21 protein-coding genes and 1 tRNA gene are annotated in these 22,947 nt (G+C 62.8%); 13 read left to right on the top strand and 9 right to left on the bottom strand.

The features are described 5' to 3' along the window. Nucleotides 1-6 precede the first annotated feature (6 nt). A complete protein-coding gene (locus ACR0LD_RS10255) occupies nucleotides 7-1,524 on the bottom strand; it encodes a trimethylamine methyltransferase family protein (protein ID WP_480636760.1) in 1,518 nt (505 codons plus the stop codon). A 185-nt stretch (nucleotides 1,525-1,709) separates the two neighbouring features. Between ACR0LD_RS10255 and ACR0LD_RS10250 the strand changes: the two genes are divergently transcribed. Both ACR0LD_RS10250 and ACR0LD_RS10245 read left to right on the top strand, forming a co-directional pair. Beyond that, nucleotides 1,710-4,145, top strand: a complete 2,436-nt coding sequence (locus ACR0LD_RS10250; RefSeq protein WP_480636758.1) for a GcvT family protein — start codon at nucleotides 1,710-1,712, stop codon at nucleotides 4,143-4,145. 90 nt (nucleotides 4,146-4,235) lie between these two features. Continuing rightward, complete coding sequence (locus ACR0LD_RS10245; RefSeq protein WP_170339623.1) at nucleotides 4,236-5,207, top strand: LysR family transcriptional regulator; 972 nt, start codon at nucleotides 4,236-4,238, stop codon at nucleotides 5,205-5,207. A 14-nt stretch (nucleotides 5,208-5,221) separates the two neighbouring features. Here the strand turns inward: ACR0LD_RS10245 and ACR0LD_RS10240 are convergent, their stop codons facing one another. Then, entirely contained in the window at nucleotides 5,222-6,247 is a 1,026-nt protein-coding gene (locus ACR0LD_RS10240; protein WP_480636757.1) for a LacI family DNA-binding transcriptional regulator, read from the bottom strand. Nucleotides 6,248-6,382: 135 nt separating this feature from the next. Between ACR0LD_RS10240 and ACR0LD_RS10235 the strand changes: the two genes are divergently transcribed. The 11 genes from ACR0LD_RS10235 (at nucleotide 6,383) to ACR0LD_RS10185 (ending at nucleotide 15,387) form a co-directional block, all read left to right on the top strand. Next, nucleotides 6,383-6,565, top strand: a complete 183-nt coding sequence (locus ACR0LD_RS10235; protein WP_170365134.1) for a hypothetical protein — start codon at nucleotides 6,383-6,385, stop codon at nucleotides 6,563-6,565. Between the two features lie 24 nt (nucleotides 6,566-6,589). After that, entirely contained in the window at nucleotides 6,590-7,735 is a 1,146-nt protein-coding gene (locus ACR0LD_RS10230; RefSeq protein ID WP_170356993.1) for a TRAP transporter substrate-binding protein, read from the top strand. Nucleotides 7,736-7,831: 96 nt separating this feature from the next. Further along, on the top strand, nucleotides 7,832-8,344 hold the full coding sequence (locus ACR0LD_RS10225) for a TRAP transporter small permease (RefSeq protein ID WP_480636754.1): 513 nt from the start codon (nucleotides 7,832-7,834) through the stop codon (nucleotides 8,342-8,344). 11 nt (nucleotides 8,345-8,355) lie between these two features. After that, nucleotides 8,356-9,684, top strand: coding sequence for a TRAP transporter large permease (locus ACR0LD_RS10220; protein WP_170340241.1), 1,329 nt, complete (start codon nucleotides 8,356-8,358; stop codon nucleotides 9,682-9,684). A gap of 12 nt (nucleotides 9,685-9,696) precedes the next feature. After that, a complete protein-coding gene (hisD, locus tag ACR0LD_RS10215; protein WP_480636752.1) occupies nucleotides 9,697-11,004 on the top strand; it encodes a histidinol dehydrogenase in 1,308 nt (435 codons plus the stop codon). After that, nucleotides 10,997-11,758, top strand: coding sequence for an SDR family NAD(P)-dependent oxidoreductase (locus tag ACR0LD_RS10210; protein WP_475142824.1), 762 nt, complete (start codon nucleotides 10,997-10,999; stop codon nucleotides 11,756-11,758). The genes hisD and ACR0LD_RS10210 overlap by 8 nt, the downstream gene beginning before the upstream one ends. Continuing rightward, complete coding sequence (locus ACR0LD_RS10205) at nucleotides 11,755-12,735, top strand: zinc-dependent alcohol dehydrogenase (RefSeq protein ID WP_480636750.1); 981 nt, start codon at nucleotides 11,755-11,757, stop codon at nucleotides 12,733-12,735. The genes ACR0LD_RS10210 and ACR0LD_RS10205 overlap by 4 nt, the downstream gene beginning before the upstream one ends. Nucleotides 12,736-12,757: 22 nt before the next feature. After that, the gene (locus ACR0LD_RS10200) at nucleotides 12,758-13,168 is read left to right on the top strand and encodes a universal stress protein (RefSeq protein ID WP_170441386.1); all 411 of its coding nucleotides are present in this window, start codon (nucleotides 12,758-12,760) and stop codon (nucleotides 13,166-13,168) included. A 49-nt stretch (nucleotides 13,169-13,217) separates the two neighbouring features. Continuing rightward, entirely contained in the window at nucleotides 13,218-13,724 is a 507-nt protein-coding gene (comD, locus tag ACR0LD_RS10195; protein ID WP_480632571.1) for a sulfopyruvate decarboxylase subunit alpha, read from the top strand. Further along, entirely contained in the window at nucleotides 13,721-14,275 is a 555-nt protein-coding gene (gene comE / locus ACR0LD_RS10190; protein ID WP_170369871.1) for a sulfopyruvate decarboxylase subunit beta, read from the top strand. Before comD ends, comE begins: the two co-directional genes overlap by 4 nt. Further along, the gene (locus ACR0LD_RS10185; RefSeq protein WP_480636748.1) at nucleotides 14,275-15,387 is read left to right on the top strand and encodes an alpha-hydroxy acid oxidase; all 1,113 of its coding nucleotides are present in this window, start codon (nucleotides 14,275-14,277) and stop codon (nucleotides 15,385-15,387) included. Before comE ends, ACR0LD_RS10185 begins: the two co-directional genes overlap by 1 nt. Here ACR0LD_RS10185 and ACR0LD_RS10180 read toward each other — a convergent pair. From ACR0LD_RS10180 to ACR0LD_RS10150, 7 genes are all read right to left on the bottom strand, one after another. Beyond that, on the bottom strand, nucleotides 15,384-16,625 hold the full coding sequence (locus ACR0LD_RS10180) for a dipeptidase (RefSeq protein ID WP_480636746.1): 1,242 nt from the start codon (nucleotides 16,623-16,625) through the stop codon (nucleotides 15,384-15,386). The two genes, ACR0LD_RS10185 and ACR0LD_RS10180, sit on opposite strands and share 4 nt — an antisense overlap. A gap of 52 nt (nucleotides 16,626-16,677) precedes the next feature. Continuing rightward, nucleotides 16,678-17,859, bottom strand: coding sequence for a carbohydrate porin (locus tag ACR0LD_RS10175; protein ID WP_480636744.1), 1,182 nt, complete (start codon nucleotides 17,857-17,859; stop codon nucleotides 16,678-16,680). Next, nucleotides 17,856-18,659, bottom strand: coding sequence for a DUF3299 domain-containing protein (locus ACR0LD_RS10170; RefSeq protein WP_480636742.1), 804 nt, complete (start codon nucleotides 18,657-18,659; stop codon nucleotides 17,856-17,858). Before ACR0LD_RS10170 ends, ACR0LD_RS10175 begins: the two co-directional genes overlap by 4 nt. Nucleotides 18,660-18,666: 7 nt before the next feature. Next, nucleotides 18,667-20,046 carry an amidohydrolase family protein gene (locus tag ACR0LD_RS10165; RefSeq protein ID WP_480636740.1) on the bottom strand — a complete coding sequence of 460 codons (1,380 nt, stop codon included), beginning with the start codon at nucleotides 20,044-20,046 and terminating at the stop codon, nucleotides 18,667-18,669. Between the two features lie 231 nt (nucleotides 20,047-20,277). Continuing rightward, nucleotides 20,278-20,354, bottom strand: a tRNA-Met gene (locus tag ACR0LD_RS10160). A 71-nt stretch (nucleotides 20,355-20,425) separates the two neighbouring features. Continuing rightward, nucleotides 20,426-21,400 carry an alpha/beta fold hydrolase gene (locus ACR0LD_RS10155; RefSeq protein WP_480636738.1) on the bottom strand — a complete coding sequence of 325 codons (975 nt, stop codon included), beginning with the start codon at nucleotides 21,398-21,400 and terminating at the stop codon, nucleotides 20,426-20,428. Next, a complete protein-coding gene (locus ACR0LD_RS10150; protein ID WP_170509020.1) occupies nucleotides 21,397-22,878 on the bottom strand; it encodes a flavin-containing monooxygenase in 1,482 nt (493 codons plus the stop codon). The genes ACR0LD_RS10155 and ACR0LD_RS10150 overlap by 4 nt, the downstream gene beginning before the upstream one ends. Nucleotides 22,879-22,947: the final 69 nt, after the last annotated feature.

The following is a 22,947-nucleotide window of genomic DNA, read 5'->3' as shown; positions in this document are numbered from 1 at the left end:
GTCGGATCAGGACAGAATCCGGAAATTGGCGCGGATCTCGGCCTCCTGTTCGGGGCTGAGGTATTGCGGGTGATGCGTGCGCAGGATTTCACGCGCGCGGTCGCGGGCGGTGGACCAGGCATCGCGGGCGCCGCTGTCCTGCCAGCTGCGCGGCTCGGCCCGGTCGGCAAGGGCGGGGTAGAAATAGTCGCGCTCCATCGCTGCATGGGTGTGGGCGCTGCCCAAGAAATGGCCCTCGCCCAGAACCGACTGGCAGATCGCGTCAAAGCCCAGGTTTTCTTCGGTCACCTCGATCCCGCGCAGGGCGCGATAGGTGTGCGAATGCATCTCGTCATCCAGAACGAACCCCTCGAAACTGACCCCCAGCAGCGAGGCCGTCATGCCCGAGCTTTCGTAGATCAGGTTGCCCCCGGCCAGCGCGGCGGCCAGCGAGGTGATGCCCTTTTCGGCGCCGTATTGCGCGTCGATGGCCTTGGCATCGGTCATCGAACAGGCCACGCCCGAGGGCAGCCCCAACCAGTTGGTAATCTGGGCCGAGGCCGCGTTCAGCACGGCGGTTTCGCCACTGCCGCCCGAAAACGCGCCGGTGCGCAGATCGATGATGAAGGGCCAGTTGGAAAACACCATGGGAAAGCCCGGCCGGATCGCGTTGACCATGACCAGGCTGGCCAGGGTTTCGGCCAGCGACTGGGCCAGAAACCCGGCCATGGTTGCGGGCGCGGTCGCCCCGGCCTGCGCTGCGGTGATGCAGGACATCGGGATGTTGTGCGCGATGCATTCATAGACCACGTCGACCGCATCTTCGCCGTATCGCAAGGGCGAGATCACCGGGCTGATATGCGCCTTCAGAAACGGGCGTTCCGCAAAGGCGCCCTGGCCTCCGGCGGCGATATCCAGCATCCGCACGATGGGCGCGACATGTTCAGCCAGCGTGAACGAGGTTGCCACCGGTTTGGTGGTATTCCGGATCAGCGCATACGCTGTATTCACGTCCAGATCGAAATTGTCCGGCACGTCGGTGGCGACGCAGCATCGGGTGAACCAGCTGACATTGGCCAGCGTGTCCTGAAGGCGGGTGAAGTCATGCAGGTCAGCCAGGGTCGACGGGCGATAGAGCCCGCTGTCCAGGTCCAGCGTCTGGACCGCCGCTCCGCCGGTGCCTAAATGCACGCGGTCGCCGCCCACCTCGATCGACCGGGCCGGGTCGCGCCCGTGCAGGGTAAACCGTTTGGCGGCCTGCCGGACCGCGCCTTCGACCATCGTGCGGGGAAAGACCAGCCGTCCCGGCGGACCGGGCCGCGCGCCGGCGGCGATCAGGTCTTGTGCCAGACGGTCGGGCACTTCGCCCATGCCCAGCGTTTCCAGCAGGCGCAGGGCGGTGTCGTGGATCGCCGCGATCTCGGGCTGGGTCAGGGGTTTGTACTGGCCGCCGATCTGGCCGGGCGGGCAGGGGTCAAAGGCAGGTTTGGCCGCCCGTTGCGCCAGCCTGGCGCGCCGCCCGCCGCGTTTGCCCTTTTCTGGCATCTCCGAAGGCTCCTGATCCGATCCTGCCCCGCAGGGTACGCGGCAACGCGGGGTGCGGCCAAAGCGGAAATGCCGTTTTGAGAAATCTCAATCCCCGTTTCGATTTTTCGGGACCGGTGACTGCGCCATTGCCCGCCCGCTGCGCCGTTCGGCAGGGTTCGGGGAACGTCAGAAGGAGCACACCCATGAAATCGCGTACCAAGGTCGTGGTGATCGGCGGCGGAATCGCCGGCTGTTCAACCCTGTATCACCTGACGCAGGAAGGCTGGAGCGACGTGGTTCTGGTGGAGCGCAACGAGCTGACATCCGGCACCACATGGCATTCTGCCGCGCAGGTGACGAATTTCGGAATGAACCAGACGATGGTGGGGCTCAAGTCGCATTCGATCCGCCTGTACAAGGAACTGGCCGAGGACCCGGACTATCCGATCAACTACCATCATGGCGACGGTGGCATCCGGTTGGCCAATACCGAAGCGCAGATGCAGGGCTATCGCCATTTCGCGTCGATGGCGCGGGGGATGGACGTGCATTTCGAGGTGATCGACGCCCAGGAATGCGCCCGTCGCCACCCGCTGATCTCCACCGACAATCTGTTGGGCGGGTTGTGGGATCCGCTGGACGGTGACATCGACCCCGCCCAGCTGTGCCAGGCGCTGGCGCGGCGGGCGCGCAAGGCCGGGGCCGAAGTCTATCGCAACACGCCGGTCACGGCCCTGACCCAGCACAAGGACGACACCTGGACCGTTCAAACCGAGCACGGCGACATCGACTGTGACATCGTGGTGAACGCTTGCGGTTACCGTGTGAACGAGGTGGGCGCGATGATGGGCGTGCACCATCCCGTGGCCTCAATGGAGCACCAGTATTTCCTGACCGAGGAAATCCCCGCGATCCGCGATGCCGGCCACCGCATGCCGCTGCTGCGCTGCCCGATCAGCGACTATTATTGCCGGCAGGAAAAGAACGGGCTGCTGTTGGGCTTCTACGAACAGGACTGCAAGACCTGGGGCATGGACGGGATCGACCCGAATTTCGTCAACGCGCTGTGCCCGGACGATCTGGACCGGGTGACCGATGTTCTGGAAGGCGCGTTTGCCCGAATGCCCGCCCTGATGGAGGCCGGGATCCACACGGTCGTCAACGGCCCGATCACCTATACGATCGACGGCGCGCCTCTGGTCGGGCCGATCCCCGGCAAACGCAACGCATTCTGCATCATCGGGCTGCGGGCCGGGCTGGGCGAGGGGGGCGGCCACGGCTGGCTTCTGGCCCAGCAGATCGTGCATGGCGAGGCCTGTTATGACACCTGGTGCCTCGACCCGCGCCGGTTCGCCGGGCATGCCAATGTCGAACTGACCGCGCTGAAGGCGATCGAGGACTACCAGAACGAGTTCCGCTTTCACTTTCCGCACGAACACCGCCCCGCCGGGCGGCCCGCCAAGACAACACCTCTAACCCCGGTTCTGGCCGCCGAGGGCGCGGAATTTACCGTGGTGAACGGTTGGGAACGGGTCGAGTACATCAAGCCCGCGCCCGATTTCACGCCGACACTCAGTTTCGATTTTGACGAAACATTCGACGTGATCGCCGCCGAGGTTGCCAATGTGCAGCAGAATGCCGGGCTGGCCGAGGTGAACGGGTTCAACCGGATCGAGATCACCGGTACCGACCGGCATGCGTTCCTCGACAGGATGGTCTGCGGCGCGCTGCCCCGTCGCCCGGGTCGGGTGGGGTTGGCCTATCTTCTGAACCACAAGGGCATGGTCAAGGCCGAGGCGACCATTGCCAATCTGCCCGCCAGTGACCGGGGGCCGGATCGGGTTTGGTACGGCTCGGCCGCAGAGGCCGAACTGCATGACATGGATTGGCTGTCCCGGCACATCGCCCCCGACGAGGACGTGCACCTGCGCAGCCTGACCAACGACCAGACCATCCTGGTTCTGGCCGGACCACGGGCGCGTGACGTGCTGTCGGCCTGTTCGCGCGGGGATTGGTCGCGGGACGCCTTCCCGTGGCTCAGCGTACGCGAGTGCTTTGTCGGGATTGCGCCCGCCACCGTGATGGGCGTCAGTTTCTCGGGCGAGTTGGCCTATGAGATCCATGTGCCCAATGCCTCGCTCTATGCGGCCTACCTTGCGCTGCGACAGGCTGGACAGGCCTTTGGCCTGCAACTGTTCGGCGCGCGGGCGGTCGAGTCGATGCGGATGGAGAAGACTTTCCTGCATTGGAAGGCCGATCTGATCACCGAATATGACCCGTTCGAAACCGGGCTGGACCGCTTTGTCCAGCTGGACAAAGCGGAGTTCATCGGGCGCGCGGCGCTGATCGAACGGCAGGCCAAAGGGCCGTCGCGCAAGCTGGTTGCCCTGCAAGTGCAGGCCGCGCACGCGCCTGCGCATCCGGGTGCGTCGCTGATGGCCGAGGATCGGTTGGTGGGAACGGTGACTTCGGGCGACTGGGGGCATCGCACCGGGCTGAACCTGGCGCATGCCTTTGTCGAGCCGCAACTGTCAGCTGAGGGCAGCGAGATGATGCTGGACCTGTGCGGCGACAGGGTTCCGGCGCGGGTGATCCCTGCCTGCCCCTACGATCCCGAGTTCACCCGCATGCGCAGCTAATGGGTGTGACCAACATTCACCATTGCCCGAAAGCAAAAACTCTGTTTCGCTAGTTTCGATGAAATCGAAATTGCGGGAGGGTTTTGCCCCGTGTCCAAAACACTGAGCCTGCGCTGGTTGGAAGTGTTCCGCCTGATCGCCAAGTCCGGTTCGATTCAGCAGGTGGCCTCGGAAACGGGTTTGTCGATCAGCACCGTTTCCAACCATCTTCGCAGCCTGGAAGACGCCCTTGGCATCGCACTTGTGGATCACGGCCGTCGTCCGATGAGCCTGACACCGGCTGGCGAGGTATTTTCGCGCTATGTACGCGATGGCCTGACCGTGTTGAAGCGGGGCGAGGCCGAGATCCGGTCTGGCAACTGGCGCCACGCCACCGATCTGCGGCTGGCCCTGGTGGATGATTTCGACAACCAGATCGCGCCTGAACTGATCCGGTTTCTGGCCCATGCGCTGCCGCGCTGCAATTTCCGGCATTTCACACGGCCCAGCCACGAGATCATCGAGAAATTGCAGGAGCACAAGCTGGACGCGGGCGTGGCGACCCGACCGCCGGGCGGCACACAGGGGCTGATCGAGTATCCTTTGATGCGAGATCCGTTCATCGTGATCGTGCCCGAAAAGTTCAAAGGCGAGGTGCAGGATCTGTTCTCGCCCCATTCCGACCTGCCGCTGCTGCGGTATTCGCGAGACTACACGATCGGCAAGCAGATCGAGATCCAGCTGACGCGCAACAAGTACAACCTGCCCAACCGGTTCGAGCTGGAATGCAACCAGTCGATCATGGGGCTGGTCGCCGAAGGCAGCGGATGGGCGATCACCACGGCCGGGTGTTTCCACCGGGCGCATCGCTATCATGACTCGGTTCGGGCAACGCCTTTTCCGGGTCGGAACTTTGTCAGGATCGTTTCTCTGTTCACGACCGAGGTCTATCCGGACACCACTTCTAAACTGATCCACAAGGCCCTCAGCAGCTTGATCCGGCAGTATTTTACCGAACCGATGTGCAAGCGGCATTTGTGGCTGAAGGGTGATTTCCGGACGATGGAAGATCAGGCCGCCTGACCTGGGCACACGGATCACGCCGAGTTGGCCGGACCCAGGGACTGTCGTTCAACGATGTGCGTGAACAAGTGTTCACCGGCCGCCGGGGCCCTTTTTTCAACCATTTCGATCAATGCCTTGGCGGCTTTTCCGCCCATTTCCCGATGCGGCACGTGCACGGTCGTCAGCGCCGGGCGCAGGATCCGGGCCAGTTCGATGTCATCGAACCCGGTGATCGAGACATCCTGCGGCACTTTCAGCCCCATGTCCTGAGCGCTGAGCAAAGCGCCGGCGGCCAACACATCGTTGCCGCACATGACAGCCGTCGGCGGCGCGTCCTGCGACATGAGACGCGCGAAGGCTTCTGCGCCGTTTTCGATCTCGTACGGAGTCTCGATGACCTGAAGCATCTGCGGGTCAAGCCCGTGCTGCCGAACAGCGTCGCGCACCCCGTCCAATCGAAGGCGCGCGCGGTCGTTGCCGTGGGTGATGCCCGATATCACCGCAAGCCGTCTGTGCCCGAGGTCGATGACCCTTTTCGCCAACTCGTACATGGCCGCCCGGTTGTCGAAACCGATGGAGGGCAAACGCCCGTCCGGGGAAAATGACCACGCGACCAGCGCCGGAATTTCCCGGTGTTCAAGAAATTCGTAGATGCGCGACGCCCGGTCGTGTCCGATCAGCAGCAGGCCATCGGCGCCGCGGGCGACCAGAGTCCGGATCTGCTCTTCTTCGGTTGCCGGTTTGTAGGCCGAACTGGACACCAGTAGCGTATAGCCATGTTGGTGCAGCTCTTCCTGAAAGGCCTGCAAGCCGCGCGCAAAGATGGCGTTCTCCATCGTCGGGATGATCGCGCCGATGGTAAACGTGCGTTTGGCCGCCATGACCCGAGCCGCGAAATTTGGTGTATAGCCCAAGGCTTCGATCGCCGACTGCACGCGTTCGCGGGTCGCTTCTACAACCCGATCCGGCGTATTGATGCAGCGCGAGACCGTAGCCGTGGAAACGCCCGCCTTTCTGGCAACGTCATCCAGTGTCGGGGCGGGCTTCAGCTTCGACATTTCCAAACCTAATCTTTGCTCTGTCCAATTCTAACCGGATCGGGTTGGCAATGAAAGTTGAAATGTAAGCGCTTGCATTTTCCATGTAAGCGCTTACAAATGGCAGCAGTGCCGATTCTACCCGGAGTCCCGAACATGTTTCTTGCCGCATCCGCCATCGTCTTCGTCGTCTATTTCGCGAACGTGGCGCTGGGTGCGTTCGCAGGCCGCGCGTTTCTTGGGGACGTGGGCGAGATGCTGGTTCTGTTCGCGGCGTCGATCCTGTTCGTTGTCGCAATTCTGAAAAAAGAGGCCGAACGCGAGGAGAACGGCGGCTGAATTTTTCCAATGGGAGGGCAATCAATGAACAAAGATCAAATGGAACTGGCGTCAGCTGAACGCCGCAATTTCCTGAAACTCAGCGCCAGTGGCGCGTTCACGGCCGCACTGGTGGCGGGCGCAAGCGGCGTGTTGTGGTCATCCGAGGCCGCGGCGCAGACCGCGAAGGAGGAAAAGGAACGCGAACAAGCTGCCGAGCATGTGATGACGGTCGCTACGGCCTATGTGCTGGGCGCCTCGCGCAGCTATCCGATCATGCAGCTGGACCTGAAGGAAAACATCCAGAACGCAACCAACGGCAAGGTCTATGTCAAGCTGGCCCCGGGCGGGCAGCTGGGCGCGGGCGGCGCATTGGTGCAGAAGGTGCAGGGTGGAACCATCCAGGCCGCGCAGCATTCGCTGTCGAACTTCGCACCCTTCGCTTCGACCGTGGACCTGATCAACATGCCGTATCTGTGCGGCTCGAACCAACGGTTCACCAATCTGGTGCATTCCGACACCTGGAAGAACGAAGTGCACCCCAAGGTCGAGGCCGCTGGCTTCAAGGCGCTGTTCTATGTCGTGATCGACCCGCGCGTCGTGGCCGTGCGCCAAGGAGGAAATGCCATCATCACCCCCTCGGACATGAGCGGCGTGAAATTCCGCGTCCCCGGGTCCAAGATGCTGCAGCAATACTACCGCATGGTCGGTGCCAACCCGACGCCCGTTGCCTGGGGTGAGACCCCCTCGGCCATCAAGCAGGGCGTGGCGGATGCGCTCGACCCGTCGGTCGGCGCGCTCTATGTGTTTGGCTTCAAGGACATTCTGTCTCACGTCACCTTCACCCAGGCGGTGCCGGACAGCCAGGTCTATTCCTGCAACCTGGAATGGTTCAACTCGATGCCGGCCGACGTGCAAGAGGGCATCATGTGGGGCTCGGAGATGACCAGCCACCAGAACCTGGCCAAGGTCCCCTCGGCCCGCGCCCATGCCATGGCCGAGTTGAACAAGGCCGGAGTCGAGTTCCACTCGCTGACCGACGACCAACTGGCCGAGTGGCAGGAGACCGGCGGTTATCAGCGCTCGGAGTGGGACCCCTTCAAGACCGAGTTGGCCGGGTCGATGGACGCCTTCGAAAAGCTGGTCGAAGCGGCCGGAACCCAAGGCAAATACTACGTCCACGACGCCTGATACGGACCGGGCGGGCGTCGGAAGCGCGCCCGCCCTTTCCAGACCTGCGCGGCCTGATCCTTCAGGCCCATCCCCCCAGCCTTGCCGAGGGAAGCGATGTCCTTATTCAAAACCATAGACCGCAACGCCGAACGCTGGCTGCTGCTGGTGTTCTACGTGATGCTGGTCATCACGATGGCAATCGAGGTGCTGCGGCGCGAGATCTTCGCCTATTCCTCGATCTGGGGCGAAGAGATCGTCCGCTATTCCTTCATCTATCTGGCCTGGATCGGCGCGGCTGCGGCGGTCAAGGAACGCGCCCATATCCGGATCGACGTCATCATGCATTACCTCGGCCCCCGGCCCAAGGCGGTGCTGTATATCTTCGGTGATCTGGTGATGTTCGCGGTGGCGGTGATCGCGCTCTACTGGTCCTACGAGGCGGTGCATGTCTCGGCCAAGTTCGGGTCGGTCACTGACGGGCTGCGGGTGTCGAAGGTGTGGTTCCTGATGGCGGTGCCTTCGGGCTTTGCCCTGATGATCTGGCGCCTGATCCAATCGTTGATGAACGATATCAAAAGTCTTCGTGACGGCACGCCCGTTTTCGAAGGCGACAAGCTGTTTGACTGAGGAGAAACCGGATGCTGTGGAGTTCTCTCAATCAAACGGTCGAACTGGGCTGGGATTTCTACCTGCCCGTGATCCTGTTCGTCGGCCTGATCGCGCTGGCGGTTCCGGTCTGGGCCGCGATCGGCTCGGCCGCGATCGTGATGCTGATCATGTCGGGCGACCTGCCGCTGAGCCTTGTGGGCGAAAGCCTGTTCACCGGCATCGACGCCTTTGCCCTGACCGCGGTGCCGCTGTTCATCCTGACCGGTGACGTGCTGGTGCGAACCGGGCTGTCGCGCAAGTTTCTGGACGTGGCCGAGGCGCTGACCTGTTTCGCAAAAGGCGGGTTCGGCTCGGCCACGGTTCTGGTCTGCGGCATGTTCGCGGCCATCTCAGGCTCTGACGCGGCGGGGGCGGCGGCGGTGGGTCGGATGACGATCAACCGACTGGTCGAAAGCGGCTATCCGCGCCCCTATGCCTGTGCGCTGGTGGCGGCGGGGGCCTGTACCGGGATCCTGATCCCGCCCTCGATCGCCTATATCATCATCGGTCTTGTGCTGGGCATCTCGGCCTCGACCCTGTTTCTGGCTGCTCTGATCCCGGGGCTGGCGATCCTGATCTCGATCCTCGTGACCAATATCATCATGAACCGTCTCTACGCCTATGAGGGCGGCGGGATGATGACCATGGGCGAATGGCTGGCCAACCTGGGCAAGGCGCTGAAGTCGGGCTGGTACGCCTTCATCGTGCCGGGCATCATCTTCTATGGCATCTTTTCGGGTCGCCTGACCCCGACCGAGGCCGGCGCGACCGCCGTCGTCGTCACCATCATCATGGGGTTCATCCTGCGCACGCTGACGCTGGCGGACTTCCCGTCGATGCTGGTCAGCTCGGCCAAGGTGAACGGGGTTATCCTGCCGATCATCGCCTTCTCGGCCCCGCTGGCCGAGGCGCTGGCGATCATGGGCGTGCCGCAGGGCTTCGTGGCCTCGGTGACCTCGCTGACCGAGGATCCGTTCCTGCTGATCCTGCTGATGATCGGCATTCTGATCGCGGCCGGTTGCGTCATGGAGACGACACCGAATATCGTCATCCTAGCCCCGATCCTGAAACCGCTGGCGGACAATATCGGCATGAACGAGATCCAGTTCTGCATCATGATGATCACCGCCTTGGGGGTGGGCTTCATTACGCCGCCACTGGGGCTGAACCTGTTCGTGGTGTCGGGGATCACGGGTGAATCCATCCTCAAGATCGCGGCCCGCGCCGTGCCCTTCGTGCTGACCATGCTGATCGTCGTCATCCTGATCGCCTACGTTCCGGCGCTGTCGACCACTTTGCTTCCTGAAATCTACCAATAGGATCTTCTGAATATGTCGCGTGAATACCTCAAGAAGGCCACCCTGACCGCACAATCCCACGCGTCCGAGGTGCATGACACGGTCAAGACCATTCTGGCCGACATCGAGGCCGGCGGCGACGCCAAGGCGATGGAATACGCGGCCAAGTTCGACAAGTTCGAGGGCAACGTACTGATGACCCCCGCGGAAATCGACGCCGCCTGCGCCCGGGTGCCGGAAAAGCTCAAGGCCGACATCCGCTTTGCCCAGGACAACGTGCGCCGCTTTGCCGAGGCGCAGAAGGCCACCGTGTCGGATGTGCAGCTGGAAATCGTGCCGGGCTTCATCGCGGGGCAGAAGGCCATCCCGGTCGATGCGGCGGGCTGCTATGTGCCCGGCGGACGGTACAGCCACGTCGCCAGCGCCATCATGACCGTGACCACCGCCAAAGTGGCGGGGTGCCGTCACATCACCGCCTGTTCACCGCCCCGCCCGGGCGAGGGCGTCGCCCCGGCGATCGTCTACGCCGCCCATATCAGCGGCGCTGACAGCATCCTGGCTATGGGGGGCGTGCAAGGCGTGGCCGCCATGACCTATGGCTTGTTCGGGCTGCCGCGCGCCAACATCCTTGTGGGGCCGGGCAACCAGTTCGTGGCCGAGGCCAAGCGCATTCTGTACGGCAAGGTCGGCATCGACATGATCGCGGGTCCGACCGATAGCCTGATCCTGGCGGATGCCACGGCCGACCCCTTCGTCGTGGCCACCGACCTGGTGAGTCAGGCCGAGCATGGCTACAACTCGCCCGTCTGGCTGGTGACCGATGACCGCGATTTGGCGACCCGGGTGATGGAGATGGTTCCGACCCTGATCGCCGATCTGCCTGAGCTGAACCGCGACAACGCCGCCGCCGCCTGGCGCGACTATGCCGAGGTGATCCTATGCGCGGACCGCGAAGAGATGGCCGCGTGTTCCGACGACTACGCCCCCGAGCATCTGACCGTGCAGGCCGCGGATCTGGATTGGTGGCTGGATCGGCTGACCTGCTATGGCTCGTTGTTCCTGGGCGAAGAAACGACCGTGTCCTATGGCGACAAGGCCACCGGTACGAACCACGTCCTGCCCACGTCAGGCGCGGCCAGCTATACCGGCGGGCTGAGCGTGCACAAATACATGAAAATCGTCACCTGGCAGCGGGCCACGCGCGAGGGTTCGAAACCCATCGCCGAGGCGACCGCGCGGATTTCGCGTCTGGAAGGGATGGAGGGCCACGCCCGCGCAGCAGATGTGCGTCTGGCCAAGTATTTCCCGGACGAAACCTTTGACCTGACCGCCGATGAATGACCCCCGCGACCTGTTCGATCTTACCGGCCGGGTGGCCTGCGTCACGGGCGCCAGTTCGGGGCTGGGCCGGCGCGTTGCGCAGGTGCTGGCGACCGCGGGCGCGCGGGTGGTGGGCGTTGCCCGCCGGGCCGAGGCACTGGCCGAGTTGCAGGCCGAGATCGGTGCAGGCTCTGCGGTGGTCGCAGGTGACGTGGCCGACCGGGACGGCCTGCCATCGCTGGTCGAACAAATCTCGGCCCCTTTCGGCGCGCCGGATATCGTGGTTCATGCCGCCGGGGTGAACTCGCGACAGGTCGCCGATGACGTCACGCCCGAAGGCTGGGACGCGACACTGGGCCTGAACCTCGGTGCGCCGTTCTTCCTCAGCCAGGCCATGGTACCTGTGATGAAGGCGCGTGGTTGGGGCCGGATCGTAAATTTTGCTTCGCTGCAGACGACGCGGGCCTTTCCCGGCGGGATCGCCTATGGCGCCAGCAAGGGCGGGATCGCACAGCTGACCCGCGCCATGGCTGAGGCCTGGTCGTCCCACGGGATCACCGCCAACGCCATCGGCCCGGGCTTCTTTCCGACCGAGCTGACACAGGCGGTGTTCGATGACCCCGCCCGCGCGGCCCGCAACGCGGCGCAGACATGCATCGGTCGCAATGGCCGTATGGAAGACATCGACGGGCCGATCCTTTTTCTGTGCTCGCAGGCATCCGACTATGTCACCGGGCAGATCCTGATGGTTGACGGGGGGTTCACGGCGAAATGAAAGCTTTGGTTTATGAAGGTGTCGAACAGCTGGTCTATCGCGACGTACCGGACGCCGCGCCGCAACCGGGCGAGCACCTGATCCGGGTCGAGGCCGCTGGGATCTGCGGGTCCGACATGCATGCCTACTTGGGCCATGATGCGCGCCGCCCGGCGCCCTTGATCCTGGGGCACGAGGCGGCGGGCACAGTGATCGGCGGCCCCAAAGACGGAACGCGGGTCACGATCAATCCGCTTGTAAATTGCGGGCAGTGCCCGGCCTGCCAAGCGGGGCGGGAAAACCTGTGCCCCGACCGTCAGATCATCTCGATGCCCCCGCGTGAAGGCGCCTTTGCTCAATATGTTTCGATGCCCTGGGATAATCTGGTCGAGGTGCCGGATCACGTGCCCTTCGCCAAAGCCGCCTTGGCCGAGCCGCTGGCCGTCAGCTGGCATGCCGCGCGCCTTGCGCTCGAGGCGCTGCACCCGGCGATGGAGCGTCGTGCGCTGGTGATCGGGGGTGGGGCGATTGGCCTTGCGGCGGCGCTGGCGCTGCGGGCGATGGATGTCGTGGATGTGACCATCGTCGAACCCAACGACCTACGGCGTAAGTTCCTGCAAAGGCTGGATTGCGCCAAGGTCGCACCCGAAGCGCAAGGCGAATTTCCGATCGTGGTCGACGCCGTGGGTTTTGCCGCCACCCGTGCGGTTGCCTCGGAACGGGCCCAACCCGGCGGAGTGATCGCGCATGTGGGCCTGGGCGAGGACGCCGGCGGGCTGGACGTGCGACGCATGACCCTGCAAGAGATCACCTTCATCGGAACCTACACCTATACCGCGCAGGATTTCCGTCAGACCGCGCAGGCCATCTTTGACGGCGCTCTGGGCCTTCTGGACTGGATCGAAGAACGCGATCTGGCCGATGGCGCCCGGGCCTTTGCCCAGTTACGCTCGGGTGAGGTCGCGGTTCCGAAAATCGTGCTGTCCCCGTGGGCCTGACTGCCCGGAACTGGAGGTAACCATGTATAAGAAAATTCTTGTCCCCATGGCGCTTGACCACGGCATTTCGCCACAAACGCTCGAGATTGCCCGCGCCTTGGGCGGCGGATCCGCCGAGATCGTGGCGCTGCATGTCTATGAGATGCCGCAGGGCTCGGTCAGCGTCTATCTGGACAAAGATGCCGTGGCCGATGGCTTTGCCCGCGCCCGCGAAGTCCTGATGAACAAGCTGGAAGGCATTACGGGCGTAAAGCCCGAACTGGTCAAAGGCCACACCGCGCGCACGATCATCGACTATGCCAACGACCACGGGTTCGATTGCGTCGTCATTGGCTCGCACCGTCCCGGACTGACTGATTATTTCCTTGGCTCCACCGCGTCGCGCGTGGTGCGGCATGCAAAATGTGCCGTCCACGTCCACCGCAGGGCCTGACCCGTCCATCGCGCCCTCGGCGCCCCAACCCAGGAACAGAAGTTTCGACATGAACATAGACAAGAAGATCACCGAAGATCTGGTGGCCAACGACATCTCGTTCGTCACCACGGTGCCGTGCAAGCAACTGGCCGGCGTCATCGCCGAGATCGACGCCCACGACTCCATCTACCACATCCCCTCGAACAAAGAGGACGAGGGCATGGGCCTGTGCGCCGGGGCCTGGATGGGCGGCAAGCGACCCGCGATCATCATGCAGAACACCGCGATCGGGGTCACGATCAACACGCTGGCGACATTGATCCAGTATTATCGGATGCCGCTGCCGATGCTGATCTCGTACCGGGGCGAACTGCGCGAGCCCATCGCCTGCCAGGTCGAGATGGCCGTTCACACCAAGGCCCTGCTGGCGCAGCTGCACATCCCGACCTACCATTTCCACCATCAGGAAGACGTGGGCGAACTGGACGCGATCCTGAAATACACCTTCATGTGCAACAAGCCCGTCGCGATCCTGACCGACGCCAATTTCTGGGGAGGCTATGGCGACCAATGATCCGTTCTGAAATCCTGAAGGAAATCGCCCCGATCCTGCGTGACCAACTGGTCGTGTGCAATATCGGAATCCCCAGCCAGGAACTGCATGCCATCGACGATCAGCCCACCAATTTCTACATGCTGGGCACGATGGGCCTGGCCTCGAGCATCGGTCTGGGTCTGGCGCTGTCCCAGCCGAAACCGGTGATCGTCATCGACGGCGACGGGTCGATCCTGACCAATCTGGGGACGCTGCCGACCATCGCCAACAACGTGGCCGACAATTACATCCTGCTGATCATCGACAACGGATCCTACGGCTCGACCGGCGATCAGCCGACCTATGCGGGGCAGAAGACCTCGCTGGCCAAGATGGCCGAGGCGGCGGGCTGCGAGCGCGTGATCGAATGCCAGGCCGAAGAGACCGGCCGCGTGCTGCAAGAGGCGCTGGACGCTCGCCAGATGACCATCATCGTCAGCAAATGTGAAAGCGGAAACGCCAAGATGCCGCCGATCACGATGGACCCGGTCGTCATCCGCGACCGCTTCATGAAGGCCGTTCAGGCCTGATGGGCGCAAGCGCCATCCACAGCGCCGAAGATGCCCGTCGGCTGGCCCGGCGGCGTCTGCCGTGGATGGTGTTCGACTATATCGACGGGGCCGCCGGGTCCGAGGCTGGGGCCCGGCGCACCCGCGCGGCGCTGGACGCCATGACCCTGCAGCCCCGGATCCTGCGCGATGTCAGTAGCCGGTCACTGGCAGCCCGCGTATTCGGGAAACCAGCCGACAGGCCCTTCGGTATCGCGCCCATGGGCATGTGCAACCTGTCCGCTCCGGGCGCCGACCTGATGCTGGCGCGGCTGGCGGCGCAATACGGGGTGCCGCTGGGCGTTTCCACGGTGGCCTCGACACCGATGGAGGCGCTGATCGAAGAGGCCCGGGGCCATGCCTGGTTTCAGCTGTATTTCAGCGGCGATGGCAACGGCACGTTCAAGCTGGTCGATCGGGCAAGGGCCGCGGGCTACAAGACTCTGATCCTGACGGTTGACGTGCCCGAAGTCGGCCGCCGCCCGCGCGAACTGCGCCACGGCTTCCGTATGCCGTTCCGGGTCGGGCCGTGGCAGTTTCTGGATTTCGCGCTGCACCCGCGCTGGTCGATCTCGACCTTGCTGAAGGGCAAACCGCAGATGGCGAATTTCCTGATGGAGGGGTTCGCGTTCGACCGCACCGAAAGCCGTGCAATGGCCGATTGGGACACGCTGGCAAGGTTGCGCGACCGGTGGCCGGGCAAGCTGGTGGTCAAGGGCGTGCTGCACGTCGAAGACGCGGTTGCACTGAAGGCTGCCGGAGTCGACGCCATCCAGGTCTCGAGCCACGGCGCCCGCCAGTTGGAGAGCGCGCCCGCGCCGATCTCGGTCCTGCCGCAGATCCGCGCTGCGGTCGGCGACAACTATCCGCTGTTTTATGACAGTGGCCTGCGGTCCGGAGAAGATGCGCTCAAGGCGCTCATGGCTGGTGCCGATTTCCTGTTCTTCGGGCGGATCCTGCAATTCGCCGTCGCGGCGGGCGGCGAGGCCGGTTTGCACCGGTTGTGGGATGTGCTGTCCGAGGAGATGGACATCGCCATGGCCCAGATCGGTGTCAGCACCTTGTCGGAGATTCAGCGACCGGACGGGGACTAGCGCGAGTGGAACAGGTTCTGGAACTCCTGCCTCATCCGCAGGCGTTCAGGGTATTCCTGCAAGAACCGTTCGGGCGGCTTGCCCTCCCAGACCTGGGCATAGACGCGCATTTTGTTGCCGCCGTAGATTTTGGTTAGGTCCTCGTTTGAATAGCCCCGCGCCCACAGATCGTCGGTTATTGCGGCAAGGATCTTGGCCAATTCACCATTCCCGGTTGCACCTTTGTTGAACGCATCAATCATGTAGCCGCCGTCGTCATACATGCTGGCATTCGCGGTCGCGAACTGAACGACAAGTTCGGTTGAAAACATGTCGTCCGTCGCGATCCCGACATGGTCGACGCCGACAAGTTGGACATAATAGTCGATCATATCGGCGGCTTGTTTGGGTGAGATGTCTTCGGGCCATACCCCGTCCATCATCCATTCTGTGAATGTGGGCGATATGTATCCTCCGGACTTGGCTGCTCGCAGTGCCTCGTCGTCCGGGATGGCTCGGTAACAGCCCTTGGTCGTGGCGTTGGGCTCATTCGCATAGAGCCCTGCCGGAACCGAGTGGGTGTAGACATAGGGCACGCCGGGATAGTTCTCATCCATGTAGTCCATCGCGTCGTTGGCCGTTTTCGACCCGGTGTGGCTAAGGTCCAGCAGGATGCCAAAGCGCACCATCTCATCGATCACGGATTTGCCCCATTGGGTCAGACCGATGTCCCGTCCGTTGTAAGCTGCCAACTGCCCTGAACCGGTTCGGAAAATGTCGTTGTAGGCCAGGATCATGCTTTTGATGCCCATGTCCTTGAGCAGGGCCATCTTCTTGAGGTCGCCATCCAGAACCGTTGCCGTTTGGCTGTTCCAGATCACAGCTGTCTTGCCCTGAGCATGCGCGGCCTCGATATCGCGTGTTTCATTCACGATCAGATAATTCTCGGGCTGCTGCGCCATGGCGGCGCGGAAATGATAGTGCTGTTCAATCAACGTGTCGAACGACATGTCAGCGGCGACCAATGTCATTTCATGGCCGGTGATGCCGTTGTCCCGGGCGCGTTGGAAGTAGGTGTGCAGTTGTTCGTCTTCGGTCCAGCCGGTTCCGTAGGGTCTGGCCAGCATGCCCAGTACGATCGTGTCGTGCACGAACTGCCTGGCTTCCTCCGATGCGTCCCAGGTCTTGCTTTCTTCGCTGGCGTGAAGGGGGGTGGCGATTGCCAGGGCGGTTGCGGCCGCAGTCATCAGTGGCTTCATCGAGTGTCCTTCCATGGGTTGCATTGCCTCAAGTGGGCAGACCCGGCCAGCGTCAGAACACGAGCCTTGTCCGAAGGCCGAACAGGGCCACGTTGTCCTGGCCGGGGTTCAGCAGTGGGTTCGAGATGAACTGCACCGACGGCGTGATCTGCAAGCCGGGCGAAATCGAAAAACGGTAGAAAGCTTCGAGGGTGAACTGATCGCCGTCGATGCCACGGGCTTCGGCCCAGTTCAGCCCCAGCCCAGCCAGATCGGTGTTCCGGCCGTAGTACCCGATGCCGGCTGACAGGGACCGATCATACAGCGCCGCCGTTCCCTTTGCCGCGCCGGCGCGCAGGAACGGCATCCATTGGTTGCCCACGAACCACGCGGCGGAGAAGGCCGCGCCATAGTCTTCGGCCCGGCTGCCGTCATCGGCTGCATCCGCGTGCCAAAGTGTCAGATGGATGTTGTCGAAATAGATCCGATCAAAGCCCGACGTGTACCCCAGTTCGAGCGATTTGAAGAGGTTGCCGTCGCTGAAAACGTCGAAGTTCGGATCGGACGGATCGGCGTTTGCGTCAGCGACACTGGCCACAGCATAGAAATTGCTGCCCAGCCGCACGCCCCCGGCAAGACCCAGCCCGGGGTTGGGGGCGTTTATCGTCGGATTGGTGTTGAACGACAGGTTCTGGAAACCGCTATAGGGACTGACAAGGCCATTGATGTCGACGAAGTCGGTCACGTCGATCTGACCGAATTGCAGCGTCCACGACCCGTCCGCGGCCCGCTGCGACCAGAACAGGTTGGTCAGCAGCAAACCCGTGTCGTTGAAGGCGGTTCCTGTGATCGAAAGCGCGCCTCCGTCCAGGCCCAGAAACTGCGGAGCGACATCGGTATAGCTGTGCCGGTGTTCGACCTTGAAGGTCAACGAACCCTGTTCGGTTGCCTGCCAGCTGCCATAGAAACGGGCAATTCCGCTGGCGGCTTCGCCTGCGCCCAGGTCGGCATCCGTCGTTTGCCCAAGGGCCAGATAGTCAATGTTGAAACGGAACCCGTCTTCGGCCAGACGATCCTTCCAGGCAAACCATCCAGGCGCGATATTGCGTGGAAAATCCGACCGGAATTGCGGGTCGGTCAAGCCGTCTCCGGGTTCAAGCTCGGCATTCACCGATGAGGGACCTGACAATCCCTGAGCGACCGCACCCGAGGCCCAGACAAGGGCCGCCAGCACCGGCGCAATCCGCCGGATCATTCCGAGGCCGCCTGACCACCGGTTTTGCGCCGCCCCGCGGCTCGAAGAATATCTGTCGCGTCCTCGCTCCACTCCAGCCCGTCGGTGCGGTTCTGTAGCGTTTCGACCTTGTCTGCCTCCAATTGGAACGTGGCGCGCATCGGCATCAGCCCGTCGACCACGACCATCTGGTGATCGGTCGGCGAAATCGTCAGACGTCCCGTCAGGCGGACGGGTTCGTGGACATAGCTGGGAACCCAGTCGGCATCCAGCATCACACGGATCATCTGGTTCGGCGGCGGCGGCGGCATATGGCTGCACATGCCCCGCTCGGGCACCAGATAGACAACGGATCGCCCGTCCGCGTCCGCAGGAGCCGGAATGGCGAAACCGGACAGCGTGACCTCTTGCCCGTCATACAGGGGGTTGCCAAGCGTGGCTGCTTTTTCCCTGCGTTCGGTCACGACCTGGCGTTGACCCAGCAGCCAGTCCACGTCGACACCGCCCGCGGCTAGCGCATCCTCGGTCTCGTGCAGAAGTTCCTGCCACTTCTGGCGGTCCTCGTCCGTTCCGACGTCCTGCTGCAGCCGGCCACGCAGCCGAACGACGAACAGGACGTCGTCGAATTGTTCGGGGCTGAGGTCGCGATAGGGGTCCTCAAAGGTCTGGACGGTCGGGTCAGGCAGATCGTCCCAACCAACCGAGAGGCCGGCCCAAGTGGGCGCGCCCGTACCCAAGCTGAGCGTCGCCGCAATCAGCAGAGTTCGGACGGAGTTCAGAAAGGCGGGCTTGTCATGGCGGTCCCGACCGCGAATCCTCATCATGGCCCTAGTTGAGCGTATTTTTGTAGATCACGCCATCCTTCATGATCAGGCGGATGGTCTCGGGGCTGTCAGGCCGCGGGTCCGCACCGAACCACTGATCGCCTGTACCCACGACCGAGAAATCTTCGAGCGGGTTGCCGTCGATCAGCAGAATGTCCGCATAAGCGCCTTCCTCGATCACTCCAAGCTTACCGGCGGTGTAGGGATTGGTGAAATCGCCGGACAACTGGGCGATCTCGCCTCCGATCGAGGTCAGTGTGACCATTGATTGATAGGGACCGAAGAATTCGTTGTTCAGGTGTTTTTCATACGCGATCTGGATGTTGCAGGCCTCGACTGTGCCCACGCAATCTGTCTGGAACCCGCGCTTGACCGGGCATTCCTTCATGTTCGGGATGTAGTTCTCGAACGTCGCCGAAGCCGAGATTGCCTTGGCAAGGCTCGATGGTTGGTTCTTGACCGCCGGAATATCCAGAAGGCCGGGATCGAACGCTGTGAGATTGGTCGTGATATACGCGCCCATTTCGTTCATCTTTTCAGCGATTTCGCAGTCGAACGAAAATCCGTGTTCGATGGACATCACACCCGCGTCGAGCGCACCCAGAATTGCTTCCTTCCGATAGGAATGCGCCATGACATAGCTGCCATATTCATTCGCGACCTGCACGGCCGCTTTGATCTCTTCTGGCGACCCGGCCAGCAATTGCCAGGGGTCGAAGGCCGAAACGACACCGCCCGATTGCATGAATTTGAGCTGCGTCGCGCCCATCCGGAAGTTGTTGCGTCCGAATTTGTAAACGTCGTCAACGCCGCTGATTTCCTGTGCCATGTTCAGGCGGCTGAAATTGGTGTCCGTCCCCGGAGGTGCGGTGAAGTTGCCAAAGTCGGCGTGGCCTCCACGCGTGCTTAGAAAGGCTCCCGACGGATAATAGCGTGGCCCGGGAATCTGACCCGAGTCGATAGCCCGTCGAAGTCCACCATTGGCCCCGCCGGCATCCCTGACCGTCGTGAACCCCTGCATCAGATACATTTCGGCCATCCGCGTCGCATGGATTCCGAAATCCTCCCATGTCGAATTGGCTTCCATGGCGCTGAGACTTGGCCCCATCAACATGAGATGCGCGTGGTTCTCGATGAACCCGGGTGTCAGTGTGCGCCCCTCGCCTTCAATCACCGTGGCGTCTGGGGCGTTGATCGCTTCGGTCGAAACCGTTTTGATCAGGTTCCCTTCGACCAGAACACTGGCGTTTTCGATGCGTTGTTCGCTTGTGCCGTCGAAGACATGCACGTTGGTGAACAGTGTTTGAGCTGGTTTTTCATCCTGGGCCGCCGCCGGCCAAGCGAAACTGAGGGCACAGACCACTCCAAGGTATAGACGTTTCATCACTGTTCCTCCCGCTTGTGCCTGTTTGGCTATCATTATCCTAGATTTGAATGTGATAGGGCCGGCGATCCAAAGTCAAACCTTCGGGGTTGATCATTGGAGGGGGAACAGGCCGTTTGGCCAAACCGCTTGATGCAGACGGGTGGCATGAGGGCATAAGCGGCAGTCGATGATAACCGCGACTGGCCAAGCGGACGCGGCCAAAGGCCAAACTCGAGGATTTCAAGGAAGTGGTAGCGGAGGAGGGACTTGAACCCCCGACACGCGGATTATGATTCCGCTGCTCTAACCAACTGAGCTACTCCGCCACGGTGAGAGGCGATTTAAGGGAGGGGCCGAAGAGGGTCAAGAGGGAAATGCCACGAAATTGCGGGATTCTTCATCCGGCCGTGTTGGCGGGTTTCGACGGCGATTGCGAAGCGTTGGCCACGCGGCGGACGAACTCTGCGCAGGCCTCGGGTGCGGTCAGAGGGATCATGTGGCCGCGGTTCTCGAGCTGTTCAAAGCTCAGCCCGTATTCCACCATCGGTGCGCCTTGCTGGCTGGGTGACAGGATCGGATCTTCGGCCCCGTACAGGATGCCGCCCCCTACCTTCAGTTCGTGGTAGCGTTGGGATTGGGCATCGATGCTGGCGTCCACGCCCGCCAGATCCTGCGATCCGGTGATATAGGCTGACGGGCGCAGCCCCAAGGCGCCACCGGCGCGGTTCAGGAAATCACTCGGGGCCGGTTCAGGGGCGAACGCCTCGCCGATCACATGCGGCGCCGTGGTTTTCGCCAGGGGAACAGCGATCGTGTTGGCGATCAGGCTGCGCAGCCATTCGGTCCGGATCTCCAACGCCTTGAAGATGGCGGGTGTGCTGGGTACCCGATGTGTGAGCGGGGCCAGCAGGGCCAGCGCCCGAACCCGCTCAGGATTGTCTAGCGCCATGGCGAGCGACACCGCGCCCCCGAGCGAGTGTCCGACCAGAATGGCCTGCGATACGCCCTTGGCTTCGAGGAATTCGTGGACCATCCGCGCCTGTTCCGGCAGGGTGGCCAGCCGCGCGTGGTCGCGGGTCGAATACCCGCACCCGGGCCGGTCAACCGCGATGACGTGAAAGTCGTCGGCCAGAAGGTCGGTCATGGCATAGGTGAAGTGCTGCAACTGGCCGGTCAGCCCGTGGATCAGAACCACCGTCGGCTTCTCAGGATCGCCCTGTTCGACGTAATGGATCGAACCGCCGTTCACCGGCAGGATCTGCCCGGGCTGAGGCACGGATTGGACCCCCATCCGCGTCAGGCGCCGGGTCCACAGATGCATCAGGATCAACGCGGCGCCGATGATCAGCGCAATGGTCAGCAGGGTGGTCATGTCGGCGGTCCTTTGGTCTGGGCGGGATCAACGGGATGGTAATGCTCGAGCCCGGCCTTCGCCAGACGTTTGCGGAATTCCGAAACGGTGCCGGGCCACAGCGTCGTATTGCGCCCCTGTGCGTCCTGATACCACGAAGTGCATCCGCCGGCCTGCCAGACACTGTCAGTATGACGCTCCTGCATTTCACGGGTGAAGTCGGCCTGCCGGTCAGCGTTTGGAGCAATCGCGGGCAGACCCGCGCGCCGCATCTCCTCCAGCACCCGGCCGATATGGGCGACTTGTGCTTCGATCATCAGAACGACCGAGTTGTGGCCCAGCCCGGTATGCGGCCCCAGCAGGATGAAAAAGTTGGGAAACCCGGCAATGGCGGTGCCCAGATTGGCCTGCATGCCGTCGGCCCAGGCCTCCTGCAGGCTCAGCCCGTTCGCGCCGCGGATGTCCAGCCTTTGGACCGCGTCCGTCACGTGGAAACCGGTGCCCCAGATCAGAATGTCGGCCGCCGTCCGACTGCCGTCGGTCGCAATAATCTCGGTCCCCTCGATCCGCTCGACCCCATGCGGGATCACGCTGACATTGTCGCGGGCCAGCGCCGGGTACCAGTCGTTCGAGCTGAGGACGCGCTTGCATCCGATCCGGTAGTTCGGTGTCAGAATGCGGCGCATTTCGGGGTCGGATATGGCCTCCTCCAGCGCTTTGCGCCACATCTTCATGGCAAAGTCGACCGCGCGTTTTTCGCCGCGAAACACGCGGTGGCGGAATTCGAACAGCCAGTAGATGAACTGCCTGCGGATGCGCGGCAGCAGCGGAATGCGGTGATAGAGGTGCCGGACCCAGGGCGCAATCGGCCCGTCGGGGCGTGGCAGAACGTAAGGCGCGCTGCGTTGGAAGATGGTGACATGGGCGGCGGTTTTGGCGATTTCCGGCACGAACTGAACGGCGGATGCGCCGGTGCCGACAACTGCTATGCGTTTGCCCTGCAGCGGAATCGTGTGGTCCCATTGGGCCGAGTGGAATGCCGGACCCTGAAAGCCCGCTGCTCCCGGGATCTCGGGAATGCTTGGGATGTGCAGGGCGCCGATGGCCGACACCAGGAACCGTGCCGTCCATTGCGCGCCTCCGGTCGTCTCGACCTGCCAATGCGTGCCGTCCCACTGGGCCGACTTCAGTTCGGTGTGGAAATGGCACAGATCGTACAGCCCTTCGTCACGCGCAACGCGGCGCATGTAGTCCCAGATTTCGGCCCCGCCTGCATAGGCGCGGGTCCAGTCCGGGTTCGGATGGGTGGCCATCGAATACAGGTGCGAGGGCACGTCGCAGGCCACGCCGGGATAAGTGTTCTCTCGCCATGTGCCGCCGATGTCGTCGGCCTTTTCAAGGATCGCGATGTTGTGGATGCCGCGTTTGCGGGCCTCGATCGCCATGATCAGCCCCGAGAACCCGGCCCCTACGATCAGCATGTCAGTGTCGTGGGTCATGCCTGCACCTCCTCCCAAAGGTACAAGGTCAGGATAGGGTCAAACGGCGTTTCAGGAAAACCTGCCGTG

It is taken from the genome of Ruegeria sp. BF8 (genome assembly GCF_056538625.1).
This window is presented reverse-complemented; position numbering and strand designations above follow the sequence as displayed.

Excerpts from the sequence above, each read along its gene's own strand:
- ACR0LD_RS10255 (WP_480636760.1), bottom strand. The coding sequence starts at position 1,524 with ATGCCAGAAAAGGGCAAACGCGGCGGGCGGCGCGCCAGGCTGGCGCAA.
- ACR0LD_RS10250 (WP_480636758.1), top strand. The coding sequence starts at position 1,710 with ATGAAATCGCGTACCAAGGTCGTGGTGATCGGCGGCGGAATCGCCGGC.
- ACR0LD_RS10240 (WP_480636757.1), bottom strand. The coding sequence starts at position 6,247 with ATGTCGAAGCTGAAGCCCGCCCCGACACTGGATGACGTTGCCAGAAAG.
- ACR0LD_RS10235 (WP_170365134.1), top strand. The coding sequence starts at position 6,383 with ATGTTTCTTGCCGCATCCGCCATCGTCTTCGTCGTCTATTTCGCGAAC.
- ACR0LD_RS10230 (WP_170356993.1), top strand. The coding sequence starts at position 6,590 with ATGAACAAAGATCAAATGGAACTGGCGTCAGCTGAACGCCGCAATTTC.
- ACR0LD_RS10225 (WP_480636754.1), top strand. The coding sequence starts at position 7,832 with ATGTCCTTATTCAAAACCATAGACCGCAACGCCGAACGCTGGCTGCTG.
- ACR0LD_RS10220 (WP_170340241.1), top strand. The coding sequence starts at position 8,356 with ATGCTGTGGAGTTCTCTCAATCAAACGGTCGAACTGGGCTGGGATTTC.
- hisD (WP_480636752.1), top strand. The coding sequence starts at position 9,697 with ATGTCGCGTGAATACCTCAAGAAGGCCACCCTGACCGCACAATCCCAC.
- ACR0LD_RS10210 (WP_475142824.1), top strand. The coding sequence starts at position 10,997 with ATGAATGACCCCCGCGACCTGTTCGATCTTACCGGCCGGGTGGCCTGC.
- ACR0LD_RS10205 (WP_480636750.1), top strand. The coding sequence starts at position 11,755 with ATGAAAGCTTTGGTTTATGAAGGTGTCGAACAGCTGGTCTATCGCGAC.
- ACR0LD_RS10200 (WP_170441386.1), top strand. The coding sequence starts at position 12,758 with ATGTATAAGAAAATTCTTGTCCCCATGGCGCTTGACCACGGCATTTCG.
- comD (WP_480632571.1), top strand. The coding sequence starts at position 13,218 with ATGAACATAGACAAGAAGATCACCGAAGATCTGGTGGCCAACGACATC.
- comE (WP_170369871.1), top strand. The coding sequence starts at position 13,721 with ATGATCCGTTCTGAAATCCTGAAGGAAATCGCCCCGATCCTGCGTGAC.
- ACR0LD_RS10185 (WP_480636748.1), top strand. The coding sequence starts at position 14,275 with ATGGGCGCAAGCGCCATCCACAGCGCCGAAGATGCCCGTCGGCTGGCC.
- ACR0LD_RS10180 (WP_480636746.1), bottom strand. The coding sequence starts at position 16,625 with ATGAAGCCACTGATGACTGCGGCCGCAACCGCCCTGGCAATCGCCACC.
- ACR0LD_RS10175 (WP_480636744.1), bottom strand. The coding sequence starts at position 17,859 with ATGATCCGGCGGATTGCGCCGGTGCTGGCGGCCCTTGTCTGGGCCTCG.
- ACR0LD_RS10170 (WP_480636742.1), bottom strand. The coding sequence starts at position 18,659 with ATGAGGATTCGCGGTCGGGACCGCCATGACAAGCCCGCCTTTCTGAAC.
- ACR0LD_RS10165 (WP_480636740.1), bottom strand. The coding sequence starts at position 20,046 with ATGAAACGTCTATACCTTGGAGTGGTCTGTGCCCTCAGTTTCGCTTGG.
- ACR0LD_RS10155 (WP_480636738.1), bottom strand. The coding sequence starts at position 21,400 with ATGACCACCCTGCTGACCATTGCGCTGATCATCGGCGCCGCGTTGATC.
- ACR0LD_RS10150 (WP_170509020.1), bottom strand. The coding sequence starts at position 22,878 with ATGACCCACGACACTGACATGCTGATCGTAGGGGCCGGGTTCTCGGGG.